The organism is Amycolatopsis aidingensis (assembly GCF_018885265.1).
GTDB classification, from domain to species: Bacteria; Actinomycetota; Actinomycetes; order Mycobacteriales; family Pseudonocardiaceae; genus Amycolatopsis; species Amycolatopsis aidingensis.
Map to the genome: position 1 here is coordinate 6,448,725 of NZ_CP076538.1, position 16,312 is coordinate 6,465,036.

At 71.1% G+C, this 16,312-nt stretch carries 16 protein-coding genes; 10 read left to right on the forward strand and 6 right to left on the reverse strand.

Annotation, left to right across the window (positions count from 1 at the left end):
• Positions 1-15: 15 nt before the first annotated feature.
• From KOI47_RS29370 to KOI47_RS29380, 3 genes are read right to left on the reverse strand one after another with little or no spacing between them, the layout of a single operon-like run.
• Positions 16-714 (reverse strand): metal-dependent transcriptional regulator, encoded by a 699-nt coding sequence (locus KOI47_RS29370; protein ID WP_232376338.1) that lies wholly within the window; start codon positions 712-714, stop codon positions 16-18.
• 30 nt (positions 715-744) lie between these two features.
• On the reverse strand, positions 745-1,191 hold the full coding sequence (locus KOI47_RS29375) for a GNAT family N-acetyltransferase (RefSeq protein ID WP_216209906.1): 447 nt from the start codon (positions 1,189-1,191) through the stop codon (positions 745-747).
• Between the two features lie 29 nt (positions 1,192-1,220).
• Positions 1,221-2,828 carry an amidohydrolase gene (locus KOI47_RS29380; protein ID WP_216209909.1) on the reverse strand — a complete coding sequence of 536 codons (1,608 nt, stop codon included), beginning with the start codon at positions 2,826-2,828 and terminating at the stop codon, positions 1,221-1,223.
• Between the two features lie 47 nt (positions 2,829-2,875).
• Between KOI47_RS29380 and KOI47_RS29385 the strand changes: the two genes are divergently transcribed.
• Genes KOI47_RS29385 through KOI47_RS29400 form a run of 4 tightly spaced genes read left to right on the forward strand, consistent with a single transcriptional unit; the run spans position 2,876 to position 6,234 of the window.
• Positions 2,876-3,628 (forward strand): enoyl-CoA hydratase/isomerase family protein, encoded by a 753-nt coding sequence (locus KOI47_RS29385; protein WP_216209911.1) that lies wholly within the window; start codon positions 2,876-2,878, stop codon positions 3,626-3,628.
• Entirely contained in the window at positions 3,625-5,199 is a 1,575-nt protein-coding gene (locus KOI47_RS29390; RefSeq protein WP_216209912.1) for an AMP-binding protein, read from the forward strand. Before KOI47_RS29385 ends, KOI47_RS29390 begins: the two co-directional genes overlap by 4 nt.
• A complete protein-coding gene (locus KOI47_RS29395) occupies positions 5,190-5,849 on the forward strand; it encodes a TetR/AcrR family transcriptional regulator (protein ID WP_216209914.1) in 660 nt (219 codons plus the stop codon). The genes KOI47_RS29390 and KOI47_RS29395 overlap by 10 nt, the downstream gene beginning before the upstream one ends.
• A gap of 46 nt (positions 5,850-5,895) precedes the next feature.
• A complete protein-coding gene (locus KOI47_RS29400; protein WP_216209916.1) occupies positions 5,896-6,234 on the forward strand; it encodes a hypothetical protein in 339 nt (112 codons plus the stop codon).
• A gap of 64 nt (positions 6,235-6,298) precedes the next feature.
• Here the strand turns inward: KOI47_RS29400 and KOI47_RS29405 are convergent, their stop codons facing one another.
• On the reverse strand, positions 6,299-7,468 hold the full coding sequence (locus KOI47_RS29405) for an acyl-CoA dehydrogenase family protein (protein ID WP_216209919.1): 1,170 nt from the start codon (positions 7,466-7,468) through the stop codon (positions 6,299-6,301).
• A gap of 87 nt (positions 7,469-7,555) precedes the next feature.
• On the opposite strand from KOI47_RS29405, the gene KOI47_RS29410 reads away from it, so the two are divergent.
• Positions 7,556-8,248, forward strand: a complete 693-nt coding sequence (locus KOI47_RS29410) for a 4'-phosphopantetheinyl transferase family protein (protein WP_216209921.1) — start codon at positions 7,556-7,558, stop codon at positions 8,246-8,248.
• Positions 8,249-8,262: 14 nt separating this feature from the next.
• Here KOI47_RS29410 and KOI47_RS29415 read toward each other — a convergent pair whose 3' ends face one another.
• Positions 8,263-9,435 (reverse strand): isochorismate synthase, encoded by a 1,173-nt coding sequence (locus tag KOI47_RS29415; protein WP_216209923.1) that lies wholly within the window; start codon positions 9,433-9,435, stop codon positions 8,263-8,265.
• Positions 9,436-9,585: 150 nt separating this feature from the next.
• Positions 9,586-9,897, reverse strand: a complete 312-nt coding sequence (gene mihF, locus KOI47_RS29420; protein ID WP_141998118.1) for an integration host factor, actinobacterial type — start codon at positions 9,895-9,897, stop codon at positions 9,586-9,588.
• Between the two features lie 377 nt (positions 9,898-10,274).
• Here mihF and KOI47_RS29425 point away from each other — a divergent pair, with 377 nt between their 5' ends.
• From KOI47_RS29425 to KOI47_RS29445, 5 genes are all read left to right on the forward strand, one after another.
• Positions 10,275-11,912 (forward strand): long-chain fatty acid--CoA ligase, encoded by a 1,638-nt coding sequence (locus tag KOI47_RS29425; protein ID WP_216209925.1) that lies wholly within the window; start codon positions 10,275-10,277, stop codon positions 11,910-11,912.
• A gap of 186 nt (positions 11,913-12,098) precedes the next feature.
• Entirely contained in the window at positions 12,099-13,298 is a 1,200-nt protein-coding gene (locus tag KOI47_RS29430) for an XRE family transcriptional regulator (RefSeq protein WP_216209927.1), read from the forward strand.
• A 66-nt stretch (positions 13,299-13,364) separates the two neighbouring features.
• On the forward strand, positions 13,365-13,787 hold the full coding sequence (locus KOI47_RS29435; protein WP_232376339.1) for a PaaI family thioesterase: 423 nt from the start codon (positions 13,365-13,367) through the stop codon (positions 13,785-13,787).
• Positions 13,788-13,900: 113 nt separating this feature from the next.
• Entirely contained in the window at positions 13,901-15,151 is a 1,251-nt protein-coding gene (locus tag KOI47_RS29440) for a C39 family peptidase (protein ID WP_216209929.1), read from the forward strand.
• A gap of 48 nt (positions 15,152-15,199) precedes the next feature.
• The gene (locus KOI47_RS29445; protein ID WP_216209931.1) at positions 15,200-16,300 is read left to right on the forward strand and encodes an S-(hydroxymethyl)mycothiol dehydrogenase; all 1,101 of its coding nucleotides are present in this window, start codon (positions 15,200-15,202) and stop codon (positions 16,298-16,300) included.
• Positions 16,301-16,312 lie beyond the last annotated feature (12 nt).

The window sequence follows — 16,312 nt, forward strand, 5'->3', positions numbered from 1 at the left end:
CCACGTTCAGGGCATTTAGCGCATGGCTACGGAGAGGGCCTGGGCGATCTCCCGGCCGAGGGCGTGGGTCGCCGAGTCCGGCGGGGCGCCGACCCGCACCACGATCGGGCCGCCGAAGGGCTGCCGCTCCACCACCTCGATCCGCTCGCCGAGGCTGATGGCGTGCTCGGACAGGTACCGCAGCAGCTCGGGGTCGGTGTCCCAGACCCGGACGATCTCGCCGACGGCGCCGGGCTGCAGCTCGTCCAGCAGCCGGGTGGGCAGTTCCTCGATGCTGCCGTCCACGGCCGGGATCGGGTCGCCATGCGGGTCCCGCACCGGGTTGCCCAGCTTGGCCGCGATGCGCTCGATCAGCAGGTCGGAGACCACATGCTCGAGCAGGTCGGCCTCGGGGTGCACCTCGTCCCAGGTGTAGCCGAGCTCGGAGACCAGGTAGGACTCGATCAGCCGGTGCCTGCGCAGCACCGACCGCGCCAGCAGCCTGCCCTCGCCGGTGAGCTCGATGCCCCGGTACGGCACATGCGCCACCAGGCCCTGCTGGGACAGCTTGGTCACCATCCCGGACGCCGAGGACGGGCTCACCGCCAGCCGGGTGGCCAGCGAGGTGTTGGTGACCTCCTCACCACGCTCCGCGAGCCCGTAGATCGCCCGGACGTAGTCCTCGATGGCGGAGGATCGCCGGTTGGGACCATCGGCGTTTGTTTCTGAACGCACGACACCCACGATACGGCGGCCCGTGGCTGTTCACGCGCCTGGCCGCCAGCGATAACGCACCCAGCCGGGGACCGGATGCGCGCCGAGTTCGGCGTAGAACGCCGCCGCCTTGTCGTTGTCGGCCTGCATGTCCCACTCGACCCGGCCGCTGGTGCGCGCCCGCAGCTCGGCCAGCAGTTCCCGGCCGAGCCCGTGCCTGCGGTGGGCGGGCCGGATGAAGATGTCGTCCAGCCAGATCCCCGGCCTTGCCTCCCAGGTGGAGAAGTTCCAGCAGCAGAACGCCATCCCGGCGACCGTGCCGGGGGCGTCCGGTGGTTCGGAGATCAGCACCCACGCCTTGGGGTCCGCGCCGAACAGGTGCCCCTTCATCTCCACCCGATCGAGCGCCAGCTCGTCGTTGCCCTCGTACCGCGCGTGTTCCTCGATGAGCGCGCAGATCTCGTCCACATCACCTGGCTCGGCGTCCCGGACCGGCATCGGTCTCCTTCCTCTCGGTTCGCGGCCATTCAGGACCGCTGGTACACCAGTTCGCCGCCGACCACCGTGCCGAGCACCGTCACCGAGTCCAGGTTCGCCTCCTCGGTCGGGTCCGCGGACAGCACCGCGAGGTCGGCCAGCTTCCCCACCTCAAGGGTGCCGAGGTCACGCTCGCGGAAGGCCGCGTAGGCCGAACCCGCGGTGTAGGCGTGCAGCGCCTGCGCCGGGGTCAGCGCCTCGGCGGCGCCGAGCAGCTGCCCGCCCGCGGTCCGGCGGCGCACCAGGTCGGCAATGCCGAGCAGGGGTGCGCCCTGCACCACCGGCCGGTCCGAGCTGCCGGGCAGCACGCAGCCCGCGTCCAGGAAGCTGCGCCCCCGGTAGCACCAGTCCGCGCGCTCCGGGCCCAGCGCGGCCAGCATGCCGTCGCCGATCTCGTGCACGAACCGCCCCTGCGGCACCGGGATCAGCCCCAGCCCGGCCAGCCTGCGCAGCTCACCGGGCGGGATCACCCCGCAGTGCTCGATCCGGTGCCGGTGATCGGCCCGCGGATACCTGGCCAGCGCCGCGGCGTAGGCGTCCAGCACCGCGGTGACCGCCCGGTCGCCGATCGCGTGCGTGGCCACCTGCCAGCCGGCGGCGTGGGCCCGCAGGATGGTCCCGGCCAGCTCCTCCTCGGGCAGCTGGAAGTACCCGCGGTTACCCGGCTCCCCTTCGAAGTCCTCGTGCATGGCCGAGGTCCGGCCGATCAGCGATCCGTCGGCGAAGATCTTCATCGGCCCGATCCGCAGCCACTCGTCGCCGAACCCGCTGCGCATACCCAGGTCGAGGGAGAAGGCCACCGCATCGGACTCGGCATGCTCGATCTCGTGCAGCACGCTGGAGGCCACCATCAGGGTGGCGCGCACCCGCAGCACACCCTCGTCCCTCGCCCGCTGGTAGGCCGCCAGCTCGCAGGGCGTCTCGCCGACCAGCCCGCCGCCGATCCCGGCCTCCTGCACGCTGGTGATCCCCTCGGCGAGGAACCGCTCGCTCGCCCGGTCGATCGCGCGCACCACCGTGTCCAGCGGGGTCGGGTAGATCAGCGGCCGCAGCAGCAGTTGCGCCTGCTCGCGCAGCAGCCCGGTCGGCGAGCCCACCGCATCGGTCACCACGTCCCCGCCTGCGGGCACGTTGCCGAGGTCCAGTCGCTCCAGCACGGCCGAGTTGACCACCGACATATGCCCCGAGGTGTGCTTGAGCCGCACCGGATGTTCCGGCGCGGCCCGGTCAAGGCCCTGCCGGGTGGGGTGCCCGCCGGCCAGCTTGTTCTGGTCGTAGCCGCTGCCCACGATCCAGCTGCCCGGCGGCTGGGTGGCCGCCCTGCGCGCGACCGCGTCGTAGACGTCCTCGACGCTCGCGCAGGCATCCGGCCCGAGCGGCAGCTCGTCCAGGCTCATCCCGAACCAGGTCAGGTGGTTGTGCGCGTCGTGGAAACCGGGGACCACGGTCGCGCCTGCCAGGTCGACCCGCTCCCGCGCGGGCAGCGCGGTGGCCTCGTCCCCGAGCGCCACGATCCGCCCGTGCAGCACCGCCACGGCCGAGGAGGTCCCGCCGGGGACGAGCACGTGAGCGTTCTCGAAAACCGCGTCCACCCGCATGCCACGGACTCTATCGATCGATCGATAGAACGTCTAGGCTCGACGGTATGGACACCGTGGAACTCACGCTCGACGACGGGATCGCCGTGCTCAGGCTGAACCGGCCGGAGCGGCTGAACGCCGTGGTCCCCGCGCTGGTGGACGACCTGCTCACCGGCCTGGACCGGGCCGCGGCCGAGCCGGGAACCCGTGCGCTCGTGCTGGCTGGCACCGGCCGCGCGTTCTGCGCGGGCCACGACCTCAAGGAGCCCGCGCCGGAGGGCGACTCGCGGGCCCGGCTGGAGCGGCTGCAGGAGGTGACCCGGCGGATCAGGGCGCTGCCGCAGCCGGTGCTCGCCGCCGTGCACGGCTACGCGATCGGCGCGGGTGCGGAGTTCGCGCTGGGCTGCGACCTGGTACTGGCCGCGGAGGACGCCGTGTTCGGCTTCCCCGAGGCCGGACTCGGGCTGAGCGTCACCGGGGCGGCGTCCCGGTTGCTGCCGCTGCTGGTCGGCCCGCTCAAGGCCAAGGAGCTGCTGTTGCTCGGCGAGCGGATCGACGCGGCGACCGCGAGCGAGCTCGGCCTGGTCAACAAGGTGCTGCCGGGCGGGGAGCTGATGTCCACGGCGCTGGCGTGGGCAGGCCGGATCGCCGGGCAACCCGCGTCCTCGACCACGCTCGCCAAGCGGGCACTGGACCAGGGCATCGACGGGGCCGTGCAGACCGCGCTGGAGCTGGAGGTGAGCCACGCCCTGCTCACCGAGCATTCGGCCGCGCTCGCCCAGTCGACCGCCGAGTTCCGCGCGCGGAGCGAACAATGAACACACCGAAGACACCGCACACCCCGAACACCCTGGACGGGGTCGACGACCTGCCGGCCCTGCTGGCCCGCGCGGCGCGGACCTGGCCGGAGCGGACCGCCTGGCTGTTCGACGCCACCGGCGAGCGGATCACCTTCGCCGAGGTGGACCGGCGCAGCGGCGAGTTCGCGGCCGCGCTGGCCGCGCTCGGCATCGGTCGCGGCGACCGGGTCGCGGTGATGCTGCGCAACCAGCCCGAGTTCCCGCTGCTGTGGCTCGCGCTGGCCAGGCTGGGCGCGGTGCTGGTCCCGGTGAACGTCAACTACCGGGAACTGGACGGCAAGCACGTGCTGGCGCATTCCGGTGCCCTGCTGGCGATCGGCGCGCCGGAGTTCACCGGGCTGCTCGCCGGGATCGCCCCGGACACCGCGGTGCAGCGGGTGCTGACCCCGGACGAGCTCGAGGGCGGCGTGGCGCCGGGAAGCGTGGCCGTGCCGGAACTTCCGGTGAACATCCAGTACACCTCCGGCACCACCGGCGCGCCGAAGGGCTGCGTGCTGCCACACCGGTACTGGAGCACACTGGCGCGCAGCATGGTCACCGAGTTCCCGTGCATCGGCGAGCAGGACGTGCTGCTCACCGCGCAGCCCTTCCACTACATCGATCCACAGTGGAATGTCGCGCTGGGACTCGCGGCCGGAGCCACCCTGGTGGTACTGGACCGCTTCCATCCCGGCACCTTCTGGGCGAAGGTGGTCGAGCACCAGGTCACCTGGTTCTACTGCCTTGGGATGATGCCCACCCTGCTGCTGCGCGTACCGGAGTCGGAGCGGGAGCACGAGCACCGGGTGCGGGCCATCCACGCCTCGGCCATCCCGCACGAGCTGCATGCCGAGCTGGAGCGCCGGTGGGGCGTGCCGTGGTTCGAAGCCTTCGGGATGACCGAGACCGGTGGGGACATCCGGATGTCTCCCGCGGACCACGAGGACACCGTTGGCACCGGCTGCCTCGGCAGGCCGTCGAGGGACCGTGAGGTGATGATCGCCGACGAGTACGGGAAACCGTTGCCACGCGGGGAAACCGGGGAGCTGCTGATCCGCGGGATCGGGCTGATGCACGGTTACCACGATGATCCGGCCGCCACCGCGCGGGCGCTGCGCGACGGCTGGTTCCACACCGGGGACCTGGCCAGGATGGACACCGAAGGCCGGGTGTACTACATCGGCCGCACCAAGGACATGATCCGGCGCAGCGGCGAGAACGTGTCCGCGGACGAGGTGGAACGTGCCCTGCTGCTGCATCCCGCCGTGCGGCTGGCCGCGGTGCTGCCGGTGCCGGACGAGGTACGCGGCGAGGAGATCAAGGCCTATGTGGTGCTCGCCGAGGGGCATACCACCGCCGACCTGCCGCCCGCCGAGCTCGCCGGGTTCTGCGCGGCCAAGCTGGCCTACTTCAAGGTGCCGCGGTACTGGGCCTATGCCGACAGCCTGCCGATGACCCCCTCCGAGCGGGTGGCCAAGGGCGAACTGCGCCGCGGCAGCGCGGACCTCCGGCAGGGCAGCTACGACCGGGTGGAGGAACGATGGTGGTGAACCGCTCGGGCCCGACCAGGGACCGGATCCGGCGGGCCGCGGTGAAACTGTTCGCGGAGAAGGGTTTCCACGGCACCGGCATCCGCGATCTGGCGCAGGAGGCGCGGTTGTCCTCGGCCAGCCTCTATCACTACGTGGGCAACAAGGAGGATCTGCTCGCCGGGATCATGCAGGACGCGCTGCGCGCACTGCTCACCGCCGCGCAGGAGGTGGTGGCCGGGGTGACCGATCCGGTGGAACGGCTGGGCAGGCTGGTCGCGCTGCACGTCATCACCCATGCCGTGCAGCGCGAGGAGACCACCGTGGTGGACAACGAGGTGCGCTCGCTCTCCCCGGACACCCGGCAGCCGGTGGTGAAGCTGCGCGATGCCTACGAGCGGCTGTGGGCCGAGACCATCCGGGAGGGGCAGCGCGCGGGGGTGTTCCACACCGACCAGCCCTCGGTGACCAGGCTGGCACTGCTGGAGATGTGCAACGGGGTGGCCCGCTGGTACTCCCCGCGCGGCGTGCTCGGCCTCGAGCAGCTGGCGGGCCACTACGCGCGGCTGGCGCTGCGCGCAGTGGGCTGCATCGATCCCGCCACCCCCGATCTCGCGCACTGCCGCGCGGTGGTGGACACCGTCTGGGCGGGGGCCGGAAGCGGAAGGTAGGCCGGTACAGGTTGCCCCGGCAGCGCTGCTGGGGGACGCTCGATGAGTGACTGAGGAAACGATCCAACTGGAGCTCACCGAATCGGGTCTCGCGCCTGGTCTCCCGATACCGGCCGATTCCCGGGATCAGGTACAGGACGTGCCTTATCGCCCGGTGGAGTTCCGTGATGACGATCTCCCGGCCGCGTTGGAACGGTGTGCCGGATGGCTGCGCCAGGCCCAACAGTGGCTGGGCGAACCGGTGGACGTGCTCGCGGTGCACCTCGACTACGACGAACGCGAGGGTGTGCCGTACTACGACCTCAAGCTGCTCTGCAACGAGGAAGACCTCGCGGGCGTCCCGGTGGCGCTACGCGACCGCCGAGATAGCACGGCGACCGGCTGATCATTCCCGAAACCTTGCACGACCGGAGTGCGGGCGCCGGATTCCGGCGCCCGCACGGCCGCACTCAGCCCAGCACCCCGCCGACCTTCGCGTGCCCCTTGAGCAGGTTGCGCGCGATGGTCCGCCGCTGGATCTCGTCGGTGCCCTCGTAGATCCGCAGCAGCCGTAGCTCGCGGTACCAGCGCTCCACCGGCAGCTCCCTGGTGTAGCCCATGCCACCGTGGATCTGCATCACCCTGTCCACGATCTCGTTCGCCTTCACCCCGCCGTAGAGCTTGGCCATCGACTGCGCGTGCCGGGAGTCCATCCCGGCGTCCACCTGCCATGCCGCCTGCAGCACCAGCCAGCGCAACGCCTCCAGCTCCACCCCGGAGTCGGCGATCATCCACTGGATGGCCTGCCGCTCGGCGATCGGCGCGCCGAAGGTCTCCCTGGTGTTGGCATGCTCGATCGCCATCGACAGCAGCCGCTCGCAGGAGCCGATGGCCCTGGCGGGCAGCAGGTAGCGCCCGCGGCCGATCCACTGCATGGCGAGCTGGAAGCCGTTGCCTACTTCGCCGAGGATCTGCCGCTCCGGCACCCGGACCTCCTCGAAGATCAGCGATGCCGGGCCCCATTCGCCCATGGTGTCGATGTACTCCGAGCGCCAGCCCATCTCCCGGTCCACCAGGAAGCAGGTGACCCCGCCGTTGGCGCCCTTCTCCGGATCGGTCACGGCGAACACCATGGCGAAGTCGGCCTCGTTACCGCCGGTGATGAAGGTCTTCTCGCCGTTGATGACCCACTCGGCGCCGTCCTTGCGGGCCGTGGTGCGGATCGCCTTCGCGTCCGAGCCCGCGCCCGGCTCGGTGATCGCGAAACAGGACTTGCGCTTGCCCTCGATGGTCGGCAGCAGGTACTCGGCCTGCTGTTCCTCGCCTGCCTGGAACAGGATGTTGTCCGCGGCACCGCCGAAGTAGAACGGGACGAAGGTACGGCCGAGCTCGGCCTCGAGCAGCGCCGTCATGACCGCGGACAGCCCCATGCCGCCATAGGACTCCGGGGTCTGCACTCCCCAGAAACCGGACTCCCGAGCCTTGGCCTGCAGCTCGTGCAGCTGATCCCCTGGCAGTCCCGGCTCGCCCGCCCGTTCCCGTCGCAGCACCTCCTGCTCCAGCGGCATGAGCTCGCGCTGCACGAAGGTGCGCACCCAGTCCCGTACCGCGGTCTCCTCGACACTCAGGCTGAAATCCATGTTCGCCACTCCTTCGACACGCTACTAAGCGGTAGCTTAGCATCGAAGTGGTGGTGTGGAAGCTCGCCGAAGCCGTAGATTCGGCTCGTGATCGAGTGCGCTGTCTGGTGGGCCACCCCGCTGCCCGCCGACCCGGAGTTCCTTGCCCTGCTCACTTCCGTGGAACACGGCCGGTTCGATGCCTACCGGCAGGAGATCGACCGGCGCCGGTTCCTCACCGGCCGGGTGCTGGCCAAGACGATCGCCGGGCAACGGCTGGGGCTGGAGGCCGGCGCGGTGGAGTTCGACGCGACCTGCGACGGCTGCGGCAAACCGCATGGGGCACCCAGGGTGCCGGGGGCGGCCCTGGCGCTGTCCATCTCGCACTCCGGGGACCGGATCGGGGTCGCCTTCACCGAGGGCGCGCCGGTCGGGCTGGACGTGGAGACGGCGAACCGCACGGTGGAGGACTCACTGATCGAGTACGCGCTGAACGACACCGAGCGGGAGTCGCTGGCCGCGCTGTCCGCCGAGGCGCGCTCCGCGGCCTTCTTCACCTTCTGGACCCGCAAGGAGGCCCTGCTGAAGGCGACGGGGCGCGGGCTGCGGCTGCCCTTGCAGAGCATCACCCTGTCCCCGGCGGGAGAACCCGCCCGGCTGCTCGGCTCAGGGGAGGCCGCGCTGTCCCCCGAGCGCACCCGGATGGCCGACCTCGACCCCGGCGAGGGCTACCGCGCCGCCGTGGCCGTACTCACCCCGGACGACATCAAGGTCACCGAACACACCTGGCAACTACCCTGAGTTACTGCGGGGCCTCAGCTGGACTCGGGGTCGAAGCCCATGGCGCGGAAGAGGGTCTGGAACTTCGCCGAGGTCTCGGCCAGCTCGGCCTCCGGGTCGGAGGCGGCGAGGATGCCGCCGCCCGCGTACAGCCGTAGCGCGGTGTGCGCCACCTCCGCGCAACGGAGGGACACCGCCCACTCGCCGTCGCCCTCGGCGTCCACCCAGCCGACGGCGCCCGCGTAGTAGCGGCGGTCGAACGGCTCCAGCCTGCCGAGCAGGTCCCTGGCGGCCGCGGTCGGCGTGCCGCAGACCGCAGGCGTGGGATGCAGCGCGGCGGCCAGCCGCAACGCGGTGCAGTCCCGGTCCAGCAGTTCCCCTGCGACGGTCGTGCCGAGGTGCCACATGGTGGGCGTGCCCACCAGCGCCGGCGCGCTCGGCACGTCCAGCTTGCGGCAGAACGGGCGCAGGGTCTCCACCACGGCCTCGGCGAGTACCGCGTGCTCCTCCTGGTCCTTGGCCGAAGCCAGCAACGCCTCCCCCGCCGCGCGATCCGCGGCCGGATCCGGGTGGCGCGCGGCCGAGCCGGCCTGCGGGTAGGCCAGCACCCGGTCGCCTTCCTTGGCCACCAGCAGCTCCGGGGTGGCGCCGACCAGGCTGTCCCCACCGGGCAGGCCCGCGGCGAAGGTGTAGCCGTGCGGGTTCTCCCGCAGCAGGTTGTGCAGGATCGCCTCCGGCCGCACCGGATCGGCGAACTCGACGTCCAGCGCGCGGGCCAGCACCACCTTGCGCAGGTCACCGTGGCGCAGTTCGGACACCGCGCGGGCGACCGCCTCGCGGTGCCTGCCCGGCCGCGGCACGGCCCTGGTGCCGATCGCGATCCCGACGTCCCGCCGGGTCAGCGCCGCGGCGCCCGGATGGGCCGGGCCTGCGATATACACCGAGCGCGGCAGCACGATCCGGCTCGGATTTCCCGCCGGGTCGAAGGGCAGCACCCCGGCGGCCAGCGGAACCCCCGCCCCGGAAAGGGCCGCGCTCACCCGCTCGCCGAGCCGTACCGGGTCCGGGTCGGTGAGCACCTCGGCCGCCCCGGCGGCCAGCACGGTACGTCGCTCGGTGGCGAGGAAGAAGTCACCCGCCTCGTACGCCGCCAGCAGCTTCACCGGCGCGTCCGCCCGCGCGCCCGCGCCATCGGGCGTGAGAGTCACAACGCTCAGCTCCTTCTCGCGCGCGGGATCTCCGCGCCACCCTCCAGAATGCACCCGGTGGGGGGATACGCGAGAAGCAGCACCGGTGAGTAGTTAGCGGCGTTACAGCGCGGCCGACCGCCGCCAACTACCCACCGGGTGCGAACGAACCTATTTCAACGCCGCGATCAGCGCCTCGCGCTGCCGCTCGCCGAGGCCGGCCGCGCGCCGGTCCGGGTCGATCCCCGTCTCCTCCAGCAGGGCAGCGACCTTCACCGCGCCGAGACCGGGCACCGCTTTCAGCAGCTGGGTGACCTTGGTCTTGCCGATGGTCTTGTCTTCCTTCGCCTTGGCAAGCACCTTGTCGATGGTCGTCTTGCCGGCCTTGATCGACGCAAGCAGATCGGAACGCGCCTTCCGAGCCTCGGCCGCCTTGGCCAGGGCTTCCTTACGCTGCTCCGGAGTCAACGTAGGCAGAGCCAACGCACTAGTCCTTCCTTCTCAGGCCTTCTCAAGGCTCAATCCCCGCCCGCCGAGTCCGGCAGGACCGCAGGCGGGGCCGTTCGCGTAGACGCCCTGGTCGGCATGGTGCTTGCAACTGCAAGCGCTGGCCAGGACGTCCCTTACCACGGGCCCAGTAAACGCCACTGGCTCCGAACTCGTGAAACCGACACGCACTTAAGCACCCAGTAGAGCGGATCACGACCTGGTGATCGTCGCGATGACTACCGCGGGTGGTCCGCGACATCGGCCCAGCCGAACGGGCCAACGGTTGTGCAGCGTGCACATGTCAGCGAGCGCTCGTGGCGGTTAGAGTCGCCCCAAAACTGTGGTTCACCGTCGAGCTAGCGGGAGTCAGGATGTTGAGCACGATGCAGGACGGGCAGTTGTCGCTGGCACACCTGCTGCGCCATGGCACGACCGTGCACGCAGACAGCGAGGTGGTCACCTGGACCGGCTCGGAGTCCCGCCGCCGGAGTTATGCCGAGGTGGGCAGGCGCGCGGCCCGGCTGGCGAACGCGCTGCGCGGCCTCGGCGTGACCGGTGACCAGCGGGTCGGCACGTTCATGTGGAACAACGCCGAGCATCTCGAGGCCTACCTCGCCATCCCCGCGATGGGCGCGGTGCTGCACACGCTCAACATCCGGTTGTTCCCCGAGCAGCTGGTGTTCGTGGCCAACCACGCGGAGGACCATGTGGTGCTGGTCGACGGGTCGCTGGTGCCGCTGCTGGCCAAGCAGCTCCCCCAGCTGAGCACCGTGCGGCACGTGGTGGTGGCCAACGGGGACGCGAGCACCCTGGAGGCCCCCGAGGGTGTGCAGGTGCACTCCTACGAGGAGCTGCTGGCCGCCGCGCCGGAGGAGTTCGACTGGCCGGAGCTGGACGAACGGTCCGCGGCTGCGATGTGTTACACCTCGGGCACCACCGGTGACCCCAAGGGGGTGGTGTACTCGCACCGCTCCATCTGGCTGCACTCGATGCAGGTGTGCATGAGCGACGGGATGCGGCTGTCGGAGTCCGACCGGTCGCTGGCCATCGTGCCCATGTTCCACGCGATGTCCTGGGGGCTGCCCTACGCGGCGCTGATGGCGGGCACCTCACTGGTGATGCCGGACCGGTTCCTGCAGCCCGGCCCGATCGCGGAGATCCTGGCGGCGGAGCGGCCGACCATGGCCGCCGCGGTGCCGACCATCTGGCAGGGCCTGTTGCAGCACCTGGAGGCCAACCCGCAGGACATCTCGCACCTGCGCGAGGTGGTGGTCGGCGGGTCGGCCGCGCCGCCCTCGATGATGCACGCCTTCGAGGAGAACTACGACGTCCCGGTGCTGCACGCCTGGGGGATGACCGAGACGTCCCCGCTGGGCAGCGTGGCCCGGCCGCCCTCGTCCGCCACCGGGGAGGAGGCCTGGGCCTACCGCTACACCCAGGGCCGCTTCCCAGCCTCGGTGCGCGCCCGGCTGATCGGCGACAGCGGCGAGGAGATGCCGTGGGACGGCGAGAGCGTCGGCGAGCTCGAGGTGCAGGGCCCGTGGATCGCGGGCGCGTACTACGGCGGCCCGGAGGGCACCGAGCCGGACCCGGAGAAGTTCCACGAAGGCTGGCTGCGCACCGGGGACGTCGGCAAGATCACCCCGGACGGCTTCCTCACGCTTACCGACCGGGCCAAGGACGTGATCAAGTCCGGCGGCGAGTGGATCTCGTCGGTGGACCTTGAGAACCACGTGATGGCACACCCCGCTGTCGCCGAGGCCGCCGTGATCGGCGTGCCGGACGAGAAGTGGGACGAGCGCCCGCTGGTGGCCGTGGTGCTGCGCGATGGGGAGAGCGTCACCCCCGCCGAGCTGCGTGAGTTCCTCGCCGACAAGGTGGCGAAGTGGCAGCTGCCGGAGAACTGGACCTTCGTGGACGAGGTGCCCAAGACCAGCGTCGGCAAGTTCGACAAGAAGCGCCTGCGCAGCGCGCACGCGGAGGGCAAGCTGGACATCGCCCACGTCTGAGGCCCGCGCGCGGTCAGGAGCTCCCGTTCCGGATTCTTCGGCGGTTGGCGGGAGCGGTGCGACCCCCGGCACCGCACCGCTCCCAGGTCCCGAGCCTGCCGGACCGCCGCGCTCGGCAGGAGGGAGGAAAGTGGGGAGGATACGGAAACTGGTCCTCCCCTGACCTTGACAACGTGGAGATTGTCCATGTCAAGACCGAACACCCGGCTCAGGCAACTCCGGGAACACACCGCACGCCTGACCAGGCAAGGTCTCGCCGAGCGGGCCAACGCCTACCTGTGGAACCAGTACTCGGCCCGGGTCGAGCTCGACGCCAACTACATCGGCAAACTCGAGCGGGGCGTCATCAGCTGGCCGGGCGGTCGCTACCGGGAAGCGTTCCGGGCCGTGCTGGGCGTCGCCACGGACGCCGAGCTCGGTTTCCGCAACACCCGCCGCACGCCGCCGGTGCACCCCCGGCCGGACCTCCCGGGACCGGCCAGGGTGGACGAGCGGCATGTCCGTGAGGTACTCGGCGCAGCCGACCTGCTGCACCGCTGGCATCACCTGCACGGTGGCTGGTCGATGCGTGCCGCCACCCTGGCGCAGCTGCGCTGGGCGGCATGGCTGCGGCGGACGGAGGTGCCGGAGGCGCTACGGCGCCAGCTGGACAGCGCGATCGCACACCTGGCACATACCTGCGGCTTCATGGCGTTCGACACCGGAGACCATCCTGGAACCCGCCGCTACCTCCGGTTCGCCTTGTCCTGCGCGGAAAGTGCCGCCGACTGGCAGTCCAGGGCGTTCATCCTGGCCTCGCTGGCCCGCCATGCCACCTGGGTAGGCCAGAGCGAGGAAGCGCTCACGTTCACCCAGCACGCGCTCGTCCGAGCGGATCGCCTCACCGCGACGGAACGGTCGATGCTGCACACGGCACGCGCCAAGGCACTGGCCGCGACCGGGCGCACCAGGGAAGCGGTCCGTGAACTGGGTATCGCCGACGATCAGTTCTCCCGGGCCGATCCCCGGGACGATCCACCGTGGATGAGCTTCTACGACCGCGCCCAGCACTCGGGCGACACCGCGGAAGCCTTCGCCTACCTGCGGGCAGGCGGCGACCGGACAGTTGAGACCCGCACCCGGTTCACCGCCGCGTACGCGGGCCACGGTGCGCCCTACGCACGCTCGCGTGCCCTCGCCCATGCCAGGCTCGCGACCGTGGTGCTGGCCGGCGGGGACCTGGCCGAGGGAGCCGCCATCGGCGGGGCAGCGCTGGAGACGGCCGGAACCATCCGCTCCGCCCTGATCACCGACACCCTGCGGGCCCTCGACCGGTGCGCCGCCCGGCACGTCGATGTCCGCGAGGTACGTGACCTCCGTGAGCGACTCCGCCCCAGGCTGAGCTGACGTCCGTGGCGGGCTTAACCACGCAGGTAATCGCCACCCGCGGCAGGATGGCGGATCCTGGCCCGCATGGACACCGAAGGGACCGCGCTCTTCCACCGCACCATGCCGTTCACCGAACGGCTCGGCATCGAGGTGCTGGAGCATTCGGCCGAGCTCGTGCGCACGCGGGTCGGGTGGGACGAGTCGCTGTGCACGCTCGGCGGCTCCCGGCACGGCGCCGTGCTGCACGGCGGGTTGCTGATGGCACTGGCCGACGCCACCGGTGCCGTGTGCGCCTTCCACAATCTTCCGGCGGGCGCGCACGGCACGACCACCCTGGACTCGGCCACGCGCTTCCTCCGCGGTGTGCACGAGGGTCACGTCCTCGCGTCCTCCCGCCCGCTGCACACCGGGCGGACCGTCATCGTGGTGGAAACCGAGCTGCACGACGCCGGAGGGCTGCTGGTTGCCAAGGTCTCCCAGACGCAGGCCGTGCTCCGGCAGGGCTAGAAAAACGCCAAACCAGGGCAAACTGTTTACTCCGCGCAGCTGGAGAGTGAAAATCCTTGACGGTCGGCGCACCCCTGCCCGTGCCGGCCGGAGTTTCCGAGGGTTGGAGCGATATGCGTGGACGTCTCGCCACCGTGATCCTGGCCATCGCCGTGACCGCCACCATGGCCGCGCCGCACGCCGCGGCGCAGCCCGGCGAGGAGGCCATCGACTACCGGGAATGGAACAGCGCGCGGGACTTCGCAAGAGGCACCGCGGAGGGCGTGGTGCCGGGCCCGCGGGGGCTGCGGATCAGCAGGCCGGTCGGCACCATCGAGCGCACCGAGCCGGACCTCGGCACCACCCGCAGCTATGAGTACGGCCGGTGGACCACGCCCCGCTACCGGCACGGCTTCGACGCGACCGAGCTGATCGCCTCCTGGAACGCGCGCACCCCGGACTCCACCTGGCTGCAGGTCGAGGCGCGGGGGCGCACCGATACGGGTACCGACACCGCCTGGTACGTCCTCGCCCAGTGGGCGCACGGGGACGAGGACATCCAGCGCACCACCGTCGCCGGCCAGCGCGACGAGCACGCCTCGGTGAACGTGGACACGCTGGCCACCCGGCCAGGGGTGACCCTGCGCTCCTACCAGCTGCGGGTGACCCTGTACCGCGAGGCAGGCAGCTGGCGCAGCCCGCTGGTGCGCGCGGTCGGGGCGATGACCTCGCAGGTGCCGGCCCGGTTCGAGGTGCCGACCTCGGAACCGGGCCCGGCGCGCGGGATCGAGCTGCCGGTACCGCGGCACGCGCAGAACCTGCACAAGGGGAACTACCCGGAGTACGGCGGCGGCGGGCAGAACTGGTGCAGCCCGACCTCCACGCAGATGGTGGTGGAGTACTGGGGGCGCGGGCCGGGCAGGCGGGAACTGTCCTGGATCCCGCCGGACTACGTGGACCCCACGGTCGCGCACGCGGCCCGGTTCACCTACGACTACTCCTACCAGGGCACCGGCAACTGGCCGTTCAACACGGCCTACGCGGCCCGGTACGGGCTGCGCGGGCACATCACCCGGCTGCACTCGCTGGCCGAGCTGGAGGGCTACATCGCGCGCGGCATCCCCGTGATCACCTCACAGTCCTTCCTGGAGAGTGAGCTGGACGGCGCGGGCTACGGCACGGCCGGTCACATCATGGTGGTGGTCGGGTTCACCGAGAGTGGCGACGTGATCGTCAACGACCCGGCATCGAACAGCAACGAGGCCGTGCGCAACGTGTACCCGCGGGCGCAGTTCGAGACGATCTGGCAGCGCACCAGACGCTACGACGCCGAGGGGGACGTCGCCAGTGGCCCCGGCGGGATCGCCTACGTGATCACCCCTTAACCCATGCGGATGTCGCGATAGCCGCATGATCCGTGGCAAGCTGCGGTCATGGCGTACGAGGTACCGGGCGTCGTCGCCCGCGCGCAGGGCCTTCCGGTCACGGTGGAGCGGGTGCTGGTGCCCGACCCCGGGCCGGGCGAGGCGGTCGTCTCGGTACAGGCCTGCGGGGTCTGCCACACCGACCTGCACTACCGCGAGGGCGGGATCAACGACGAGTTCCCGTTCCTGCTCGGCCACGAGGCCGCGGGCGTGGTGGAACAGGTGGGCGCCGGGGTCACCGGGATCGAGCCGGGTGACTTCGTGATCCTGAACTGGCGGGCCGTCTGCGGGGTCTGCCGGGCATGCAGGCGGGGCAGGCCGTGGTACTGCTTCGACACGCACAACGCCGCCCGGCCGATGACCCTTGCCGACGGCACCGAGCTCAGCCCGGCACTCGGTATCGGTGCGTTCATCGAGAAGACCCTCGTACACAGTGGACAGTGCACCAAGGTCGACCCGGCCGCGGAGCCCGCCGTTGCCGGGCTGCTCGGCTGCGGGGTGATGGCCGGGATCGGTGCCGCGATCAACACCGGCCAGGTGAGCCGGGGCGACACCGTGGCGGTGATCGGCTGCGGCGGGGTCGGCGACGCGGCCATCGCCGGAGCCAGGCTGGCCGGTGCGGGCACGATCATCGCGGTGGACACCGACGCCAGGAAGCTGGAGTGGGCCAAGGATTTCGGTGCCACGCACACCATCGACGCACGGGAGCGGGCCGAGGACGAGATCGTCGAGGCTGTCCGGGAGCACACCGCGGGCTTCGGCGCCGACGTGGTGATCGACGCGGTCGGCAGGCCGGAGACCTGGCGGCAGGCCTTCTACGCCCGCGACCTCGCGGGCACGGTGGTGCTGGTCGGGGTGCCCACCCCGGATATGCGGCTGGCCGACCTGCCGTTCATCGACTTCTTCGCCCGTGGCGGTGCGCTGAAGTCCTCCTGGTACGGGGACTGCCTGCCGTCCAGGGATTTCCCCATGCTGGTCGAGGCCTACCTGCAGGGCAGGCTGCCGCTGGAGAAGTTCGTCACGGAGCGGATTCCGCTGGATGGGGTGGAGCACGCCTTCGAGCGGATGCACCGGGGCGAGGTGCTGCGCAGCGTGGTGGTGTTCGCCTGATCTACGCCGATG